At 65.6% G+C, this 17,926-nt stretch carries 16 protein-coding genes; 9 read left to right on the top strand and 7 right to left on the bottom strand.

The window, feature by feature from the left end:
- Nucleotides 1-129 precede the first annotated feature (129 nt).
- Nucleotides 130-1,020 (top strand): hypothetical protein, encoded by an 891-nt coding sequence (locus tag AC3WN8_RS27505; protein ID WP_492672709.1) that lies wholly within the window; start codon nucleotides 130-132, stop codon nucleotides 1,018-1,020.
- Nucleotides 1,017-2,369, top strand: coding sequence for an MFS transporter (locus tag AC3WN8_RS27500; RefSeq protein ID WP_492672708.1), 1,353 nt, complete (start codon nucleotides 1,017-1,019; stop codon nucleotides 2,367-2,369). The genes AC3WN8_RS27505 and AC3WN8_RS27500 overlap by 4 nt, the downstream gene beginning before the upstream one ends.
- 9 nt (nucleotides 2,370-2,378) lie before the next feature.
- On the opposite strand, the gene AC3WN8_RS27495 is transcribed toward AC3WN8_RS27500, so the two are convergent.
- The 3 genes from AC3WN8_RS27495 to copC all read right to left on the bottom strand — a co-directional run bounded on the left by AC3WN8_RS27495 (nucleotide 2,379) and on the right by copC (nucleotide 4,643).
- The gene (locus AC3WN8_RS27495; protein ID WP_492672707.1) at nucleotides 2,379-3,191 is read right to left on the bottom strand and encodes a phytanoyl-CoA dioxygenase family protein; all 813 of its coding nucleotides are present in this window, start codon (nucleotides 3,189-3,191) and stop codon (nucleotides 2,379-2,381) included.
- Nucleotides 3,192-3,409: 218 nt separating this feature from the next.
- Entirely contained in the window at nucleotides 3,410-4,267 is an 858-nt protein-coding gene (copD, locus tag AC3WN8_RS27490) for a copper homeostasis membrane protein CopD (protein WP_492672706.1), read from the bottom strand.
- A 4-nt stretch (nucleotides 4,268-4,271) separates the two neighbouring features.
- Complete coding sequence (gene copC / locus AC3WN8_RS27485) at nucleotides 4,272-4,643, bottom strand: copper homeostasis periplasmic binding protein CopC (protein ID WP_492672705.1); 372 nt, start codon at nucleotides 4,641-4,643, stop codon at nucleotides 4,272-4,274.
- A gap of 160 nt (nucleotides 4,644-4,803) precedes the next feature.
- Here copC and AC3WN8_RS27480 point away from each other — a divergent pair, with 160 nt between their 5' ends.
- The 3 genes from AC3WN8_RS27480 to AC3WN8_RS27470 are packed head-to-tail and all read left to right on the top strand — an operon-like array spanning nucleotide 4,804 to nucleotide 8,972.
- Nucleotides 4,804-6,474, top strand: a complete 1,671-nt coding sequence (locus AC3WN8_RS27480; protein WP_492672704.1) for an MFS transporter — start codon at nucleotides 4,804-4,806, stop codon at nucleotides 6,472-6,474.
- Nucleotides 6,475-7,593 (top strand): HlyD family secretion protein, encoded by a 1,119-nt coding sequence (locus AC3WN8_RS27475; RefSeq protein ID WP_492672703.1) that lies wholly within the window; start codon nucleotides 6,475-6,477, stop codon nucleotides 7,591-7,593.
- Entirely contained in the window at nucleotides 7,593-8,972 is a 1,380-nt protein-coding gene (locus AC3WN8_RS27470) for an efflux transporter outer membrane subunit (protein WP_492672702.1), read from the top strand. Before AC3WN8_RS27475 ends, AC3WN8_RS27470 begins: the two co-directional genes overlap by 1 nt.
- Here the strand turns inward: AC3WN8_RS27470 and AC3WN8_RS27465 are convergent.
- From AC3WN8_RS27465 to AC3WN8_RS27450, 4 genes are all read right to left on the bottom strand, one after another.
- Nucleotides 8,969-10,375, bottom strand: a complete 1,407-nt coding sequence (locus AC3WN8_RS27465; protein WP_492672701.1) for a pyridoxal phosphate-dependent decarboxylase family protein — start codon at nucleotides 10,373-10,375, stop codon at nucleotides 8,969-8,971. The genes AC3WN8_RS27470 and AC3WN8_RS27465 overlap by 4 nt on opposite strands.
- A 173-nt stretch (nucleotides 10,376-10,548) precedes the next feature.
- Complete coding sequence (locus AC3WN8_RS27460) at nucleotides 10,549-11,964, bottom strand: serine hydrolase domain-containing protein (protein ID WP_492672700.1); 1,416 nt, start codon at nucleotides 11,962-11,964, stop codon at nucleotides 10,549-10,551.
- A gap of 59 nt (nucleotides 11,965-12,023) precedes the next feature.
- Complete coding sequence (locus AC3WN8_RS27455) at nucleotides 12,024-13,019, bottom strand: alpha/beta hydrolase (protein ID WP_492672699.1); 996 nt, start codon at nucleotides 13,017-13,019, stop codon at nucleotides 12,024-12,026.
- Between the two features lie 110 nt (nucleotides 13,020-13,129).
- Nucleotides 13,130-14,617, bottom strand: a complete 1,488-nt coding sequence (locus tag AC3WN8_RS27450; RefSeq protein WP_492672698.1) for a hypothetical protein — start codon at nucleotides 14,615-14,617, stop codon at nucleotides 13,130-13,132.
- Between the two features lie 185 nt (nucleotides 14,618-14,802).
- Here AC3WN8_RS27450 and AC3WN8_RS27445 point away from each other — a divergent pair, with 185 nt between their 5' ends.
- From AC3WN8_RS27445 to AC3WN8_RS27430, 4 genes are all read left to right on the top strand, one after another.
- Complete coding sequence (locus AC3WN8_RS27445) at nucleotides 14,803-15,831, top strand: D-alanine--D-alanine ligase family protein (RefSeq protein ID WP_492672697.1); 1,029 nt, start codon at nucleotides 14,803-14,805, stop codon at nucleotides 15,829-15,831.
- A complete protein-coding gene (locus AC3WN8_RS27440) occupies nucleotides 15,824-16,618 on the top strand; it encodes an NTP transferase domain-containing protein (RefSeq protein ID WP_492672696.1) in 795 nt (264 codons plus the stop codon). The genes AC3WN8_RS27445 and AC3WN8_RS27440 overlap by 8 nt, the downstream gene beginning before the upstream one ends.
- A 93-nt stretch (nucleotides 16,619-16,711) precedes the next feature.
- The gene (locus AC3WN8_RS27435; protein WP_492672695.1) at nucleotides 16,712-17,494 is read left to right on the top strand and encodes a succinate dehydrogenase iron-sulfur subunit; all 783 of its coding nucleotides are present in this window, start codon (nucleotides 16,712-16,714) and stop codon (nucleotides 17,492-17,494) included.
- A gap of 117 nt (nucleotides 17,495-17,611) precedes the next feature.
- Nucleotides 17,612-17,926 (top strand): PaaI family thioesterase (locus AC3WN8_RS27430; protein ID WP_492672694.1); only part of this gene is annotated, 315 nt, incomplete at its 3' end.

The following is a 17,926-nucleotide window of genomic DNA, read 5'->3' as shown; positions in this document are numbered from 1 at the left end:
AGTGGCTCGTGCATCCCTGGATTGCTTCGCTTCGCTCGCAATGACGAGAATCATAAAATAGATCGAATCTGTTGACTAAATGGCATTTTGAATAAACTATTCCCGCAACCAAGATATGCGGGAGGATTCATGGCGCCGGTGCCCAATACCAATGACGGGTCGTCGCGCGCGCCGCGTCTGCTGCACGGGATCAGCTTCGTCACGCCCGCCGCTTTGCCGGACTGGTCGGCCGGACCCAGGGGATCGACCGAGACGATCAATGCCGCACTCAAGGCCGCGGGCTATGAAGCGCTGCAGACGATCGAGCCCGACAAGGCGGTCGCCGCCGGGCTGGTCCCGACGGGCATGATGCGGATCTTCGACGATGTGGCGCAGATGCGCGAACGCGTAAGCATGTTCCGCGATGCCGGATGCGACTGCACCACCGTCCATCTCGGTACCGGGCTGGAAAGCGATGACGAGATGACCCGGCTTGCCGAGGTGATGCTGGAGATCGCCGAGAGCGAGCGGCATCCGGTCTATCTCGAAACGCATCGCGCGACGATGACGCAGGATATCCGGCGCACGCTCGACCTGATCGAACGCCTGCCCGAATTGCGCTTCAACGGCGATTTCGCGCATTGGTATATCGGCCATGAATTCACCTATGGCGATATGGAGATGAAGTTCGCAGCGCTCGCGCCGGTCTTCGAACGCACGCGCTTCCTGCATCTGCGCGTCTCGTCCAACGCCTTCGGACAAGTGACTGCGAGCGACCCGGCGGAGGCACGCCACACCGATTATTATCGCCGGATGTGGACGGCGGCCTGTGAGGGCTTTTTGCGGTCGGCGGGACCGGGCGATTATCTGGCCGCCCATCCCGAACTGCTGCCCGCGCGGGCCTTCTATCCCAAGATGGTCCTCGGCCCCGATGACGAAATGCGCGAGGAAAGCGATCGCTGGATCGAGGCCCGCCATCTGATCGACATCGCCGAGCAATGCTTTGCCGCGGCGCGCGCCAATCTGGCTATCGCCGCATGAGCGGTGCGCCTGCGCAAAAGCTCGGATACGGGCGGATCATCGGCTTCACCGTCGGCGACTATGCGTTCAACCTGTATTGGCAGAGCGTCTCGTTGTTCCTGCTGTTCTTCTACACCGATGCGGTGGGGCTGAGCGCGGGCGTCGCCGGGCTCATCTATATGATCGCCTCGATCTTCGATGCGGCGATCGATCCGTTCATGGGGGCGATCGCCGATCGCACGCGGACGCGCTGGGGGCGCTACCGCCCCTATATCCTGTTCGGCGCGCCGTTCGTCGGCATCGCCTTCATGCTGCTCTATTACCGGCCGCCGCTGGAAGGGGCGGGGCTCGCGCTGTGGATGCTCGCCGCACACATCATCTTCCGCATCGCCTATACCGTTGCGTCGATCCCCTACACAGCGATGTCGGCGCGGATCACGCCGGACTCGCTGGAGCGGGGCACCATCGCGGGCGGCCGCATCATCTTCGCGACGCTGGCCGGCCTGACCGTCGCCAGCCTCACTCAGCCGCTCGCATCGGCGCTTGGCGGCGGCGACGTCGCGCGGGGCTTTTTCTGGGCGTCGGGCATATTCGCGATGATTGCGACGATCGTGCTGCCGCTCGTGTTCCTCGCGACGCGCGAGCCGGAGGAGACCGGGCTCGACAAGGGGCCGGAAAGGCTGGCGGATTATTGGCCGGCCTTGCGCGACAATCGCGCGCTCTGGGTGGTGGTGATCGCGATCTGCACGGGGGTGGTCTGCTCGACCGCGCTCGGCAAATCGGTGCTTTATTATTTCAAATATTATCTGCACGACGAAGCTGCGGGCCGTCAGGCGCTGAGCGTGACGGCGGCGAGCGGCCTGCTGATCGTACCGGCCTGGGTCTATATCACCAAATGGATCGGCAAGCGTGCCGCCTGGCTGGCTGCGGTGGTCTGGGGGCTGGTCGGGCTCACGGTCTTCGCGCTCGTCGATATCCGTTCGGTCGGCCTCGCGATCGGTTTCTTCGTCTGGATGCATGTGACGAGCCTGGGGCTGGCGCTGGGCTTCTGGTCGCTGCTGCCCGACACCGTGGAATATGGCGAATGGCGCACCGGCATGCGGACCGAGAGCTTCGTGTTCGGGCTGGGGGCGTTCTTCCTCAAGGTCGCGCTGGGTCTGGGTGCCGGCCTTTACGGCTGGCTGCTCGGTTTGATCGGCTATCGTGCGAACGTCGCGCAGAGCGTCGAGACGCTGGCGAACATGAAATTGCTGATGACCGCGCTTCCCGCCATCGGCCTCGTCGTGGCCGGGATTGCGATGATCTACTACCCGTTGCGCGGGCGGATGCATGACGACATCGTCCGCGAACTGGCGGAGCGAAGGGGGTGAACTATACCGTCATCCCGCCGGCTCGACGATGAACTGCCGCTCTGCATCGTCCTGGACGACCGCCTCGCCATTGACGATCGTATACGCGCCATCGGGCGCATATTGCAGGATATAGGCCTTGCGGACGCTGCCGTCGCGCAGATTGGGGCCGGTGCGATGCGGTGCCAGCGACGAGAACAGGATGATGTCGCCGGCCTTGCCGGGCACCGCCACGCCCTCGGCATCCTCCAGGCATTTGAGCCCGATCGGCGTCGCCCAATGTTCGAGCGTGCCGCCGCGATGCAGCCCCGGCACGATCCAGGGGCAGCCATTCTCTTCATCGACATCGGCCAGCGGGATCCAGAAGGTCAGATATTGCTGGGGCTCGATAAAGGTATAGCCATTGTCCTGGTGCCAGGGGAATTCCTGCTTCTTGCCCGTCTTCTTGTAGACCGACTGATCCCAGTAGAGCCGGGCCGTCCCACCCATCAGGTCGTGCAATATGGCGCGGATCGCCGGATGCGCGGCGAAATCGCGCAGGGTCTGCGACTGTTTCACGACATGCGCGGTGAAGGTGATCGTACCGGAGGAGGTCAGCCGGAAATTGCCGCCCTGTTCCTCGGACACATATTTCTCGTGCGCGGCCTCGATCGGATCGATCGCCTGCATTACTGCGTCGAGTTCGTCGGTCGTGAAGGCATTTTCGATCCGCAGAAAGCCATCGCGATCGAACGCCGCGACTTGCGCGGGCGAAAGCGCGCGTAGGTCGCGGTGCGGTGGGACGTCCTGCCATTGGAAATCGCGATTGAGCGGATGCGGTCTGGGTCGGGTGTCGATGGACATGAAACTCGTATCTCAAGCGGTGACGGAGGCAGTGACGCGCCGATATATTGATTCGATTTATTTTCTATATGTTGACGATTTTCTATCAAAAATGAAGAGTGATGGCAATTCGGATCGTGGTTGCGCAAGCCGGTGCCACCAGGTGCGATCAAATGATCGTCCGCTGATCTGTGGTTCGATGCTTGGACCGGACGCTCGGGCGCGGCGCGGACCTGGTATCAGTCGGTGGGAGACAGGGTGCCGAGAAAGGCGACAAGCGCGATGATGCCGATGGCGCAGGCAAGTTCGCACAGGATGCTGAAGCGCATGCCACGCACCGCGTGGTCGCTGGTTTCCGGGGATTGGCAAAGGCGCGGCGTCAATCGCCAGCGATTGTTCGCGGCAAGAGCGAGCATGGCGGCGAAGGCGGCGAGCTTCAGCGCAAGCAACTGGCCATAAAGCGTGGTCGGCAAACGGGCGATCTGGTCCGGGCCGACGATCAGCCACAGATTGACGATGCCCGTCAGCACGATCGAAGCGACGAGCACCGATCCAGCGACGCCGAAGCGCGAAAGCGCCGCGTGCAGGCGTTCGATCCCGGTCGAACGATCGAGAGTCCGTGCGAGCAATATGCCGAGCGCACCGATCCAGGCGCCGGCGGCAAGCAGATGGACGATATCCGCGCCGCGATGCACGATCCCGGCAGTGCCTTCGTTCATCGCCGCATGGCCCGACCAGGCGAGGCTGGCGAGTGCGATTGCGGCCAGTGCGGCAACCGTCCAGCTTCGCCGGGCCAATGGCACGGCCATCGCCAGCGCCGCCATGCGAACGAAGAAGGCGCGGCCGGGATCGGTATCGAACGCGATCGTCGCGACGATTTCCCGGTCGAGCGTCGCGAGCGTCAGCCCGGCCATCGCCGCCGCCATGTCGGCAAAGGCGAACAGGCTCGCCGCCAGTCCCACAATGGCCAGCAGGGCCAGCGCTTTCGGCCGCCGCACCGCGCTATCGCCATAGAGCGGATAGGCAGCGAGGCCGAAAAGCAGCAGCAGATCGAGATGGACGGCGAAACGGGCGATCGCCGTGGCCGCGTCGATCATCGCCTCAGCGCACGGAGAAGCTGTGCGATCCGGTGATCCGGTGCGTGTCCGACGAGACGACGTGCCAGTCGACGCGATAGCTGCCGGCCGGAAGCGGCGAGGCCGCCTTCAATATGATCGACTTGCCGCCCGGGCCGATCGATGCGGCTGCCTTCATCGGCATTTCGGGATGGTCCTTCATGCCCGGCATGCCGGTCATGATCAGTTTTGCGCCCGACAATTTGGGCATTAGTTTCTCGCTGAAGCTGAGCGTGACGATACCGGTGCGCGCCACCGTCGCATTGGCGGCCGGGCTGGCGCTGACCAGCGCCGGATGCGCCAGCGCGGCCGTGGGCAGCAACAATGCGGCGGTCAACGCGGAAAGCAGCAATCTCATATACGATCTCCTGGGGTGGTGATGGTTCTACGCAGCGAGGCCGGTCGGCCCTCGGACTCTTGCACGATTCTTTCGGACGACAAGGCAACAACTTGGATAGCGGACGGTTGCAATTGACGGTCGTCGTCGCATAGTCGTCCCCGAATTGCCCGGACACGCCATGACCAGCACGGCACCCTATGTCTTCAAACCACACGAGCAGCCGACACTGCCGGGGTCGCCGGCAAATCCGGACCATCCCGAACGACGGCGGCGCTTCTATTTCGCGATCGGCTGCCTGATCGGCATCACCGGCGGCCTCGGCAATGCGCTGGTCACCGTCAATCTCAATTTCGCGCAAGGCACGCTCGGCCTCAACACCGACGAAAGCGCCTGGCTGACCGCTGCCTATTTCATGACCAATGTCACGGCCAATCTGTTGCTGGTGAAATATCGCCAGCAATTCGGGCTGCAGCCGTTCATCCGCTATACGCTCGCCACCTATGCGCTGGCGACTTTGCTGCACCTGTTCGTCCACGGATTCTGGACGTCGGTGGCGGTGCGCGCGGTCAGCGGCATCGCCGCGAGCGGGCTTTCGACGCTGACCATCCTCTATCTGATGCAAGCGATGCCCGCCGCCAAAAGGCTGAGTGGTGTGATGATCGGCATCAGCGTGCCGCAACTTGCCACGCCGCTGGCGCGCGCATTGTCGCCGGGGCTGCTCGACTGGGGCGACTGGCACATGCTCTATTGGTTCGAGCTGGGCCTGTCGCTGGCGACTTTGGCCGCTGTGATGGCGCTGCCGCTGCCGCCCAGCGAGCGTGAAAAGGTGTTCGAACCGCTCGATTTCCTCACCATCGGCCTGCTCGCGCCGGGCCTGTGGCTGCTGATCGCGGTGCTCTCCGAAGGGCGTATCCAGTGGTGGACCGATCGCGAATGGCTGGGCTGGGCGCTTGCGGGCAGCGTCGTCCTGATCGCGGCCGCCTTGCTGGTCGAGCATCACCGGCCCAATCCGCTCATCAACACGCGCTGGCTGGGCACGCGCCAGATGGTAAGGCTGATGCTGATCGCGGCGTCGGTACGGATATTGCTGTCCGAACAGGCCTTTGGATCGGTCGGGTTGCTGACCGTGCTCGGCATGATGAACGACCAGATGGTGACGCTCAATCTGATCGTGCTCGCGGCCTCGATCGCGGGACTGGTGACTGCGGTGATCACGTTCCGCCCGGACAATGTCGCGCGCCCGATCACCATCGCGGTGGTGCTGATCGCCTTGGGATCGTTCATGGATGCCGACGCGACCAATCTGACGCGCCCGAGCAGCCTGTATCTGAGCCAGGCGATCGTCGGCTTTGCCGCATTGCTGTTCATGGCGCAGGCGATGGTGATTGGTATCGCGCGAACCTTGCTGGCCGGCCCCAAGAATTTCATCAGCTTCGTCGTGCTGTTCAGCCTGAGCCAGAGCATCGGCGGGCTGGTCGGCAATGCACTGCTCGGCACGTTCCAGGCGATCCGCGAGAAAGTGCATTCGCACGAACTGGTGCAATCGATCGTGATGACCGATCCGCTGGTCGCCGCGCGGATCCGTGCCGGATCGGGCGCGGTCGCCGGCGTCGTCGGCGATCCCGCGCTGCGCAGTGCCGAGGGGGCGGTGCTGCTGGCACAGCAGGTGACGCGCGAAGCGCATATCCTGGCGTTCAACGATGTGTTCATGCTGGTCGGCGTGCTCGCGGTGCTGACGGCTTTGTGGGGTTTCGCGATCCGCTGGTCGATCCGCCGTCGCGGCGAAATCTCCCCGGTGATCGAATTGCAGCAGAAGATGATGCAGGCGCAGGGCGCAAAGGAGCAGTAAATGGCCGAAACCGCCGCCGATCCCGCACCCGAAAGCGATCCGCAGATCGATCCGCCGCCGGGTGGCTGGCGCCCGCCGGTGAAGGGCAGGGCGGTGGTGATCGCGATCGTGGGTATCGCGGTGCTGGCGGTGCTCGCGATCCTTTATGCGTGGCAGCTGCCGCCCTTTGCCGGCTTCGCGGAAAAGACCGACAATGCCTATGTCCGCGGCCGGGTGACGATCATCAGCCCGCAGGTGAGCGGTTACGTCACCAATGTGGCGGTGCAGGATTTCGCCGAGGTGAAGGCGGGGCAGGTGCTGGCGACGATCGACGACCGCATCTATCGCGCGCGCGTCGCGCAGGCGCTGGCCAATATCGGCGCGCAGGAAGCGTCGCTCGCCAATTCGGCACAGGCGCAGCGTTCGCGCGAAGTCGCGACGCAGAGCCAGGATGCCGCCATCGCCAATGCGCGCGCGCAGCTTGTCCGTGCCCAGGCCGATATGCGCCGCGCCGATGCGCTGATCGCCGACGGATCGATCTCCGCACGCGAGCGCGACCAGACGCGCGCCGCTTTGCTGGCGGCGCAGGCGGGCGTGCGCCAGGCCGAGGCGGGCCGCGCCATCGGCACGCAGGACGTCCGCACCGTGATCGTCGGGCGCAGCGGGCTGGAGGCCGCGGTGGAAGCCGCCAAGGCGCAATTGCGGCTCGCCCAGATCGATCTCGACAACACCGTGATCCGCGCGCCCACCGATGGCCAGCTGTCCGAGATCGGCGTGCGCAACGGCGCCTTCGTCACGGCGGGCACGCAGCTGATGTTCCTGGTGCCGCACGATCTGTGGGTGATCGCCAATCTCAAGGAAGCGCAGACCCATCATATCGCGATCGGCCAGCGCGTCAGCTTCCGCGTCGATGCGCTGGGCGGCGAGACGCTGACCGGACGCGTCGAGAATCTGGCGCCCGCGGCGGGATCCGAATTCGCGGTGATCAAGGCCGACAACGCCACGGGCAATTTCGTCAAGGTGGCGCAGCGCATCGCGGTGCGCATCCGGATCGATCCCGGGCAGGCAGCGGCGCGGCGGCTGCGGCCGGGCATGTCGGTCGAGGTCAGGATCGATACGCGTAGCGGCAAGGGGCGGTGATGCGGACGCATGCCCTGATCGTGCCGTTGCTGCTCGCGGGCTGTGCCGGGCCGGCGGTGGAGACCGCGAGCGTGCAGCCTATTGCGCCGGCGGCCGCGTGGCGGACCGATGCCGGCCCGACCGCGCCGCTCGACCGTGACTGGTGGCGGGGTTTCGGCGATCCGGCGCTGACGGCGCTGGTCGAGGCGGCACTGGCCAACAACGCCGATATCGGCGTCGCCGCCGGCCGGGTGCGCGAGGCGCGCGCGAACGAGATGCTGGCGCGTGCGCAATTGCTGCCGACGCTCGATGCCGGGATCGGCAGCACGCATTCGCGCAGCGTGAGCCCGTTCGGCACGCCGGTGGAACAGACCGCTGCGCAGCCGCAAGTGCAGGCCGCTTATGAAGTCGATCTGTTCGGCCGACTCGCGGATCAGCAATCGGCGGCACGCAATGCCTGGCTCGCCAGCCAGGCCGCGCGCGATACCGTCAGGCTGGCGGTCGCGAGCGCGACGGCAAGCGGCTATGTCACTTTGCTCGGGCTCGATGCGCGGCTTGGCGTCGCGCGGCAGACGCTCGCCGCACGGGCGGACTCGCTCAGGATCGCGACGTCGCGCGTGCGTACCGGCTATTCGCCGAAGCTCGAATTGCAGCAGGCTCAGGCGGAATATGATGCGACCGCGCAGATCATCCCCCAGATCGAACTTGCCATTGCCCGGCAGGAAAATGGCCTGAGCCTGCTGACCGGGGAAACGCCGCGCGCGATCGTGCGCGGGGCGCTGGATCGCCTTGCCGAACCGGCCGTACCCGATGGCCTGCCTTCGGATCTGCTGCGCCGGCGGCCCGATATCGCGCGCGCCGAATATCAGCTCGCTGCCGCCGATTCCTCGCTGGCGGCGGCGCGCAAACGCTTCCTGCCGCAGGTCCGGCTGACCGCCTCGACCGGCGCGGCCTTTTCGACCTTGCTCGGCGATCCGATCAGCCTGTGGTCGGTCGGCGGCAGCATCCTGGCACCCTTGTTCCAGGGCGGCCGGCTGACCGCGCAGGCGGACGCAGCGGGTGCGCAGCGCGATCAGGCCGCCTTCGGCTATCGCCAGGCCGTGCTTGCGGGTTTCCGCGAAGTCGAGGATGCGCTGGCGTCGGTGAGGCGGCTCGACGAACAACGTATGCTGGCGGCCAGCCAGCGCGACGCGCTGGCCGAAGGTTTGCGGCTGGCAACCAATCGCTACCGCGAAGGCTATTCGCCCTATCTCGAACAGCTCGACGCACAGCGCGGCCTGCTGGGGGCCGAACTGAGCCTGATCCAGGTTCGCAGCGACGCGCTGACCGCGCGTATCCAGCTCTATCAGGCCATGGGCGGCGGCTGGAGCCCGCAGGCGATTGCAGCAGTGCCGGATTAGCGCGCGCGCCGGGCCGGACTCTTGGTCAATACGCGGCCAACGGCCTCGATCGTGCGGCGTATATCGGTTTCGCTGGTCCGCCAATTGACCACGCTGATGCGCATCGCCCGACGTCCGCGAAAGGTCGTGCCGCTGAAAAAGGCAGTTCCCTCTGCGTTGATTGCCGCGATCATCCTATCGGTATGGCTGTCATGATCGCCATCCGGATCGAGGAAACGGACAAGGCCCTGATTGAGGCTCGGCGCGGCGATCAGTTCGGCGCCGGGCAGTGCGGCGATGCCGTACGCCAGGGTCTGGGCATGGTCGCAGCAGCGGTCGATCAATGCGGCGATACCATCACGGCCCAATTCCCGCAGCGCCGCGTAGATGGCGTAGCCGCGGGCACGGCGCGTCCATTCCGGAGTCCAGTCGATTGCATCGCGGGCATCGCCGCCCGGCACGAGATAGTCTGCGCTGAGCGTCATTGCCGTGCGATGCGCGGCGCGATGGCGCACGATCGCGATGCCGTTGTCCTTTGGAGTGTTGAGCCATTTATGCGCGTCGGTGGCCCAGGAATCGGCGGCTTCGACACCGTCGACAAGATGGCGGCGACGGGGGCTGGCGCGCGCCCATAGGCCGAACGCGCCATCGATATGCACCCATGCGCCAGCGGCCTGCGCCAGCGGTATCAGTTCGGCGAACGGGTCGCATGCCCCGATGTTGAGATCGGCGGCGTCCAGAATCACGATGGTTGGGCCGTCCGACGCCGTCAGCGCCGCGGCCAGCGTTGCGGGTTGAAGCCTGCCGTGTCCGTCGGTGGCCAAGGGCTGCAAGGCGCGGGTGCCGATGCCGAGGAAGCGCAACGCCCGCTCGATCGATCCATGGCGCTGCTCGGTTGCGAGCACGCGGATCGCTGGCGCACCGGCAAGTCCGTCCGCCTCGACATCCCAGCCTCGCGCGGCGAGCAGGGCGTGCCGGGCCGCGGCGAGGCAGGTCATATGGGCGAATTGGCAACCGGTGGTGAAGGCGAAAGAGGCCTCGCGTGGCAGGTCGAGCACATCCTTGACCCATTCGCCCGCCACTTCCTCGACCACTGCGGCGGCCGGGCCGCAGGCATAGAGGCAGGCATTCACGTCCCATGTCGAGGCCAGCCAGTCGGCGGCCAGCGCAGACGGCAATGCACCGCCAATGACCCAGGCGAAGAAGCGGCCGCTGGCGGATCCCAACTGTCCGCCAGCGGTTGCGGCGACGAGATCGTCAATCACGGTCGTCGCCGGTGTCGGCGCGTTCGTCAGCGGAACGCGAAGCCGGTCACGCAACCCGGTCAGGGTTGCCGTCGCCGCGACGGGGCGATCGTCCAGCCCGTCGAGATAGGCCGTCGCGTGATCAAGGGTGCGGCGGAGCGCTGCATTCGTATCGCTCATGCGCAGCCTTTCATTCCTGGTTCGGATATAGGCCGCTGACTAATCCGAGCACGGCATTGCCGCTTCCCGCGCCTTGCGGTCAAAGGGGCGGCGGGGCCCATGCCGATGCGGGATTGCAAACGGTGCAATCCCGCTACCAGCATTCGCTCGATCGCTATCGTTGCGGTGCCCGATCAGGCCGGGTCGGACGCCAGCGCCGCTGCGATCCGCGACAAATGGGTGTTGAAATCGAATTTCTGGCCTTCGGGTGTCCAGCCCAGCCGGACGATGACGGCATCCCTTGACGGGATGATCGCCACGATCTGATGGTTGTGGCCCATCGCCATATAGGTGTCGCTCGGCAGGTCCTTGAACATCCGGCTGCGTTCGCCGTCGGCATCGCCCTGGTTGAGCCAGAATTGCCCGCCATAGAGGGGGCGCGGTGCGGCCGTGGTCGGCGTCCGGACAAAATCGACCCAATGCTGCGACAGCAGCCGTTTCTTCCCGACGACGCCGTTGTTGAGATAGAGCAGGCCGAAACGCGCCCAGTCGCGCGCGGTGGCATAGGCATAGGAACTGCCGACCGGCACCCCCGCCTCGTCGGGTTCGATCATCGTGCTGGTCATGCCCGCGGGTTCGAACAGCCGCTTGCGCGCGAAGCGCGTAACGCTTTCGAGCGTCCCGCCGGTCACGCGCGTCACGATGGCGGAGAGGATATTGGTCGTCCCCGACGAATAGCTCCACGCCGTGCCGGGTGCCTTGTCGAGCGGCAGCGATGCGGCCAGTGCGCCCATGTCGGGCGTCGCGAACAGCATCCGGATCGAATCATTGCCGGGCTCGTAGCTCTCCTTGAAGCGTAGGCCGCTCGACATCGTCAGCAGCTGGCGCAGCGTGATCTGCCGGCGCGGATCGCCTTCGCCCTGCCATTCGGGAACCGGGGCGGGGGCATCGAGCCTGAGCACGCCGTCATCGACGAGCAGGCCGACCAGAGTGGCGGCGATGCTCTTGCTGGCGGACCAGCCGAGCAGACGGCTGTTGCGATCGAAGCCGGGGGCATATTGCTCGGCCACGATCCGCCCGCCCTGGATGACGACGATGGCCCGGGTGTCGGGATAACCATCCTTGTTCTGCTCGACAAAGGCGTCATTGACCGCCCGCTTCAATGCGGCCGCGTCGATTTTCGGGCCGGCGCCTCCCTGTGTCGCATCGCCCAGCGGCCAAGGCGTCGACGGCCGCAGCTTCATGGGGTGCAGCCTCGCGGCCTGATGCTCCAGCGTGGCGCGCGCAACGGTGCCGGTGAGCAATGTGCAGCCGACGCCGGGGCGGTAAAGCGCCTTGCGTGCGGCGCTCCCGGGGGCCGATGCGGTGACGGTGCGATCCTTGCGGTCGACCGCAAGCGTGACGAAACGGGTGAACGGCGCAAGCGCATGGATGTCGTCGCGCAGCACATCGGCCTCGGCGCGCCCGGTCACGAATATGCCGGCGCAGGCGATCTGCGCGGACACCGCGATGCCGAGATCGGCGGCACTGGAGACCAGTTCGGCCCGTGCCGGCATCGACAAGGACATGGCCAGGCCGACAAGGCCGATTCCGGAAATCCGCCGGATCATGGGAATTCCTTCGCAATCATGTCGGGCGCCGCCGGAACGTTCCGGTCGAGGCGCCGATTTCAGGGCTTTGCCGCTGGTTTCGCCGGCAAAGCGAGATCGAAGGCCGGCTTGAACGTCGCCCAGGGCACGCTGCCATGGGTTTCGCCATCGAACACCTTGTAGACCACCTTGTAGCCCGCGCCGCCCCTCAGCGCTTCGAGCTGCTTGCCGAGCGCGACCGCATTGTCGACCATCGCGGCTTCGGCCATGTGCGCCGTCGCCTGTTCGCGGGTCATGCCGGGGGGCAGCGTATCCGGCACCGCCTGTTCCAGGCTGCCGACGCCGATAAAGACGCGCGGCGAGAGGCCGGCGGCGAGCTTGCCGGCGAATGCCGGCTCGTCCTTCAGCACGTCGCGCCCTGCCCACCAGATTGACGGGCTGATCGCGATATAGGCGTCGAAGGACGACGGACGCTTGAACAGCGCGTTGAGCACCGCCAGCCCGCCGATCGAATGGCCGAGCAGCACGCTGCGCTTGGGATCGATCGGCAGGCTGGCGCCGACCAGCGGTTTGATCTCCTTCTCGATGATATCGAGCAGTATGTCCGCGCCGGCATATTCGATGCCGTTCACCCCCATCAGCTTCATGGTGGTTTCCATCTTCTGGCGTTCGCCATCGGTCGGCTGGGCGGGCGTGAGATCGTAGAAGCGGCGACCCATCATCGTCAGCAGATTGTCGGTGGGATAGCCGATGCCGACGATCACCGCCCCGGCAATTTCCCCGCCCAGCGCGCTGCGCGCCCGGGTCGCTTCGGCGACGCTGCCGAAATAGGCGTTGCCGTCGAGCACATAGACCACCGGATAGCCGCCCGGCGGCGGTGGCGTGAGCGGCATTGCGATGAACAGCCGATATGCCTTGCCGTTCGCCTTGGCGGTGAAATCGACCTGCTGCGAGAATGCGACGGTGACCGGGGTCTTGGGCTGCATCGCTGCGGAGGGTTGGGCGGCCGGGGTTTGGGCGATAGCGGCCGACGGCCAGATCAGCGCGGCCATCAGAGCCGAAAAACAGATGCGCATATACTCTCCCCCCTTTACCCGGTTTCATCCGGATGCATCAAAAACAGACACTCACCGCAAGACCCGCCGTTCGCCTGCGCGTGCAGCGAATATAAACAAGCCGGGCAATTTTATCCCGCCGACCGCACCCGCTCGATCGCATCGACGATCACGGCCATGTCGCCGGCCAGCCGCGTTTCGAGCGCCGCGTCGTCGAGCGCGTCAAACGCGGTGATCTGCGGCATCGACAGGCCGACCCGCAATGTCCCGCCCCAGCGCCCGTCGGGCAGCCTGACGCATTTGACGGGCTGGCCCAGCCGCACGCCTTCATCGACGAGCGCGCGGTGGATCCGCTTGGCCTCGTCGAAATCGGGGCTGCCGGGCAGGCCGGATATGTCGATGGTGGACAGCGTCCGCATCTCGATGGGATGCGCATCGCCCTCGGCGCGCTCGCCGGCCGCATAGGGCGCCATGCGCCGTCCGCCGAGCCGGTCGACGAATGCGGTGCGGACCGCGGCATGGAATGCGAGGATGACGCGCGTCGCCCGCTCGGCGCCGAGTGCCTGGAAACGCTCCAGCTCGAACACCGACGCTTCGAGCCGCAGCAACAGGCCCAGATTGGCCTCGCGCGGCAACAGGTCGGCATCGGGCCAGTTGGCGGGCCATTCGGCGTGGCGGAAGATCTTGCAGAACGCGATGGGCATCGGCGCCGATGCCTCGACCATCGCGCGCGGCACCAGGGCGAAGCCGTTGAAGGGCGGGCCGCCCATGAACTTGGATCCGGTGACGAGCACCGCGCAGCCGCGCGCCAGATAGTCGGCGATCGCCGCGCTGGTGATCCGCGCCTGGCAGGCGTCGACGATGAAGCTCACCGTGTCGCCATGGCGGTCGACCAGCGCGTCGAGATGCTCGAATGCGGGCAGCACCAGCCCGGTCTTCGATCCATGGACGACATGGACCAGCGTGTGCTTGCGCGCGCGGCCCGCTTCCTCGACGGCCAGGTCGATCCGCCGCGCGACTTCCTCGGGGCGATAGGCGGTGCCGCGATCGTCGCGGACGGGGACATTGTAGAGTTCGATCTTGGCAGGCAGCCGGCCGCCCATCGGTTCGCCCTTGGCGACCTTGATCCCGCGCGCGGTTTCTTCGGCGAAGAACTGGCCATGCGCGGAATAGACGCAGCCGCTGCCGACCTCGTCCGCGCCGAGCAGGATATTGCGGATGCCGCCTTCGCCGCGTTCCTTGCACAGGGCCAGCCCGACATATTCGAGATCGGTGCCCGAGGGCGCGAAGACGATCTCGACGCCGTCGCCCAGGCGATAGGCCCGGCGGATACGTGTGCGCAGCGCGCCGAGCGCGTCGTCATAGCCTTCGGGTGACAGGATCAGGTCGGGCGCCGCTTCGGCCAGCCTGCGACAGACATGGTCGAAGGCGGGCGCCGAGATGTCGTTCGCGGTCGACGAGGCATAGGCGATCGCGGAGGAGGGGCGGGGGGACGAGAAATACTGGTTCAGCCCGGTCGCGGGATCGAGGATGATGCGAGCATCGCCGCCCCGGGTGAGCAGATCGGCCGCCGCGTCGGCAAAGACGGCGGTGTCGATGGCGGCGGCATTCGGCTTCATCACGTACGGTCCAATCCCAAGAGTCACGCGGATTGCGGCGCCGTTATGCGCGCAGCTTGCGGCACAATAATGGCGGTTCACCCCCCTCGGGATCAAGGGGGCGGCGATGACGACAATGATGCAAGGCGCTTCCACCCCGGCCGATCCGGTTCTATATGGCCGCGGTTTCAAACAAAGGTCGGTTCGTGACTCAAACGCCCAAGACGCTCCGCATCCCGCAGGAGGCCAAGGATCGCCTCCGTATCATGTTCATCGCGAAGCATGCGCTGGGCGATGGATCGCTCCACCCGGAAGACGGCAATCACGCCGTCTATCATCACGAAGTGCGGACGATCCTGGAGGGGCTGGGCCTCAATCTGGTGCTCGCCAATCGCTACGAGGCGCTGTTCGAGGATCCGGGCGCCGATTTCGTCTTCCCGCTGCTCAACCGCGGCGGTTTCCTCAATTCGGAAATGCTGCTGCCTTTGCTGTGCACGCGGCTCGGCATTCCCTTTCTCGGCGCTTCGCCGATCGTGCGCGGCCTGTCGGACGACAAGCATCTGACCAAGCTGGAGGCAAAGTCGCGGGGCGTTCCCACCAGTCCCTGGGCGATCTATCGCCGCGGCGCGCCGGTGCGCGAGGCCGATTGCCCGATGGCCGAGCGCATGGTGATCAAGCCCAACGCCTCTTCGGCAAGCTGGGGCGTGTCCGACGCGTTCGACTGGAAAGGCGTGGAGGACGCCGTCGCCGGCATCCATGCAGAGGGCCATGACGCGATCGTCGAACCTTTCCTCAACGGCAGCGATGTCGAAGTGCCCGTCATCACCGTCGACGGCGAACCGTTCGTGATGCCGATGATGCTGTTCGAGCAGGCCGATCCGAGCCATCTCAGGACCTATTACGAAAAGCGCGACCTGGTCGATCGCGCGCAGAAATATCAGCTCGTCGAGTTCGACGACGCTTATTGGCAGCCCAAGATCGACGCGCTCACCCGCAAGATGGTCGAGGTGTTCCGCCCCTTCGACTATGGCCGCTACGAATTCCGCCTCGACCTCGAAAAGGGCGAGGTCCAGATGCTCGAGGTCAATCTCAACTGCAATCTCTGGTCGCAGAAAGTCTATGGCCGTTCGGCCAGGGCGGCCGGCATTTCGCAGGAAGCGCTGATCGAGACGATCCTGTGCGAGAGCCTGACGCGCCATGGCCTGATCGAGCGGAGCGCGGTCTCGGGTGACTGACGGCTTCACCGTCCTCGTCCTTGCCGCGCAGCGCGCCGGGGTCGAGAATCCGTTGGCCGTCCGCGCCGGCGTCAGCCACAAATGCCTGGTGCCGATCTGCGGCAAGCCGCTGATCGCGCATGTGCTCGACACGCTGACGACGATGCCGGGCATCGGCCTGATTCGCATTTCGGTCGAGCCCGAGGCGGTGCCCGAGCTCACCGCGCTGGTCGCGGCCTATGCGCCGGCTGGCGTTCCGATCGATTTCGTCGAATCCGATTCCAACATCGCGGAGAGCGTGATCCGCGCTTCGGCCGGGGTGACGGCGCCGATCCTGATCACCACTGCCGACAATGTGCTGCTCAGCCATGATTCGCTGCGGCGCATGCTCGATGCGTTCGCAGGCGGTGCCGATGCGGCAGCGGCGCTCACCACGCGCGGTGCGATCCATGCCGTTCATCCCGAGGGTCAGAGGCGCTTTTACGAATTCCGCGACGACGCCTATTCGAACTGCAATCTCTACGGGCTTTCGGGCGCGCATGCGCTCGCCGGGGTCGAGGTGTTCCGCGAAGGTGGGCAGTTCGCGAAGAATCCCAAGCGGCTGATCACGGCGTTCGGCCTGATCAACATCCTGCTGATGCGCTTCAAGCTGGTTTCGATCCATAGCGCGATGAAGCGCGCATCGCGTCGTTTCGGCCTGAAGATGGCGGCGGTCGTGCTGACCGACGGCAGCCAGGCGATCGATGTCGACAACGAACGCACCTATGCGATCGCGGAAGGCTTGCTGGCGAAGAAGCTGGGGCTGTAGCGCAATCCTTCGCCGGCGGAGGAACTTTCGGTCTTCCCTCCCTCGGATCGAAGGACTATCGGCTTGGCGAAGTTTCACGCGGGGATCGAGCGAATGGCCGAGTTCAGGCTGCCGAAGAACAGCACCGTCAAGAAGGGCAAGGCGCACAAGGCGCCGAGCGACGCCGGCAATGTCCGGACCTTCAAGGTCTATCGTTACGATCCCGACAGCGGCGAGAATCCCCGTTACGACACGTTCGAGGTCGATCTCGACAGCTGCGGGCCGATGGTGCTCGATGCGCTGATCAAGATGAAGAGCGAGCAGGATCCCTCGCTGACGTTCCGCCGCTCGTGCCGCGAGGGCATTTGCGGGTCCTGCTCGATGAACATCGACGGGCGCAACACGCTGGCCTGCACCCATGCGATCGAGGATTGCAGCAAGGAAGTCCGGATCACGCCGTTGCCGCATATGGATGTGGTCAAGGATCTGGTGCCCGACTTCACCCATTTCTACGCGCAATATGCGTCGATCCAGCCCTGGCTGCAGACGGTGACGCCGCCGCCATCGGGCAAGGAACGGCTGCAATCGCCCGAGGATCGCGCCAAGCTGGACGGCCTCTACGAGTGCATCCTGTGCGCCTGCTGCTCGACCTCCTGCCCGAGCTATTGGTGGAATTCCGACAAGTTCCTGGGCCCGGCCATCCTGCTCCAGGCCTATCGCTGGCTGGCCGACAGCCGCGACGAGATGACCGGCGAACGGCTCGACGAGCTCGAGGATCCGTTCCGTCTCTATCGCTGCCACACGATCATGAACTGCTCGAACGTCTGCCCCAAGGGGCTGAGCCCGGCGCGCGCGATCGCCGAGGTGAAAAAGATGGTGGTCGAACGGCAGATTTGAGGATCGGGCGGCTCACCTCTCACGCGTCATCCCGGCGGAGGCCGGGATCTGCCGACCAGATGGCGCGTAGCCGGCAGCAGACCCCAGCCTTCGCTGGGGTGACGATCTGAGTTTGGCATGACGAAGGCATCCTTCATCCATCAACCCGACCCCGACAATCCGGGCTGGATGACGTGGACGCTGAGCGATCCCACGCGCTTCAACAGCCTGCTCGGCCGCATGATGGTGCGGCTGGAGCCCGACGGTCAGGCGCGGGTGCGGATGTTTCCGCAGCATGTGCATTCCAACCTGTCGAACAATCTTCATGGCGGCACGATCCTGGCGTTCATCGACGTGGCGCTGTTCGCCGGGTCGCGCCTGTTCGGATTGATCGAGGCGGGCACCGCGGTCACGCTCGACCTGTCGGTCCAGTTCATCGGGGCGGGCCGGGTG

This window comes from Sphingobium sp. FW305-3-2-15-F-TSA7, assembly GCF_058787155.1.
This window is presented reverse-complemented; position numbering and strand designations above follow the sequence as displayed.

Bases quoted from the DNA above. Each gene is read 5' to 3' on its own strand.
- AC3WN8_RS27505 (WP_492672709.1), top strand. From the start codon at position 130: ATGGCGCCGGTGCCCAATACCAATGACGGGTCGTCGCGCGCGCCGCGT.
- AC3WN8_RS27500 (WP_492672708.1), top strand. From the start codon at position 1,017: ATGAGCGGTGCGCCTGCGCAAAAGCTCGGATACGGGCGGATCATCGGC.
- AC3WN8_RS27495 (WP_492672707.1), bottom strand. From the start codon at position 3,191: ATGTCCATCGACACCCGACCCAGACCGCATCCGCTCAATCGCGATTTC.
- copD (WP_492672706.1), bottom strand. From the start codon at position 4,267: ATGATCGACGCGGCCACGGCGATCGCCCGTTTCGCCGTCCATCTCGAT.
- copC (WP_492672705.1), bottom strand. From the start codon at position 4,643: ATGAGATTGCTGCTTTCCGCGTTGACCGCCGCATTGTTGCTGCCCACG.
- AC3WN8_RS27480 (WP_492672704.1), top strand. From the start codon at position 4,804: ATGACCAGCACGGCACCCTATGTCTTCAAACCACACGAGCAGCCGACA.
- AC3WN8_RS27475 (WP_492672703.1), top strand. From the start codon at position 6,475: ATGGCCGAAACCGCCGCCGATCCCGCACCCGAAAGCGATCCGCAGATC.
- AC3WN8_RS27470 (WP_492672702.1), top strand. From the start codon at position 7,593: ATGCGGACGCATGCCCTGATCGTGCCGTTGCTGCTCGCGGGCTGTGCC.
- AC3WN8_RS27465 (WP_492672701.1), bottom strand. From the start codon at position 10,375: ATGAGCGATACGAATGCAGCGCTCCGCCGCACCCTTGATCACGCGACG.
- AC3WN8_RS27460 (WP_492672700.1), bottom strand. From the start codon at position 11,964: ATGATCCGGCGGATTTCCGGAATCGGCCTTGTCGGCCTGGCCATGTCC.
- AC3WN8_RS27455 (WP_492672699.1), bottom strand. From the start codon at position 13,019: ATGCGCATCTGTTTTTCGGCTCTGATGGCCGCGCTGATCTGGCCGTCG.
- AC3WN8_RS27450 (WP_492672698.1), bottom strand. From the start codon at position 14,617: ATGAAGCCGAATGCCGCCGCCATCGACACCGCCGTCTTTGCCGACGCG.
- AC3WN8_RS27435 (WP_492672695.1), top strand. From the start codon at position 16,712: ATGGCCGAGTTCAGGCTGCCGAAGAACAGCACCGTCAAGAAGGGCAAG.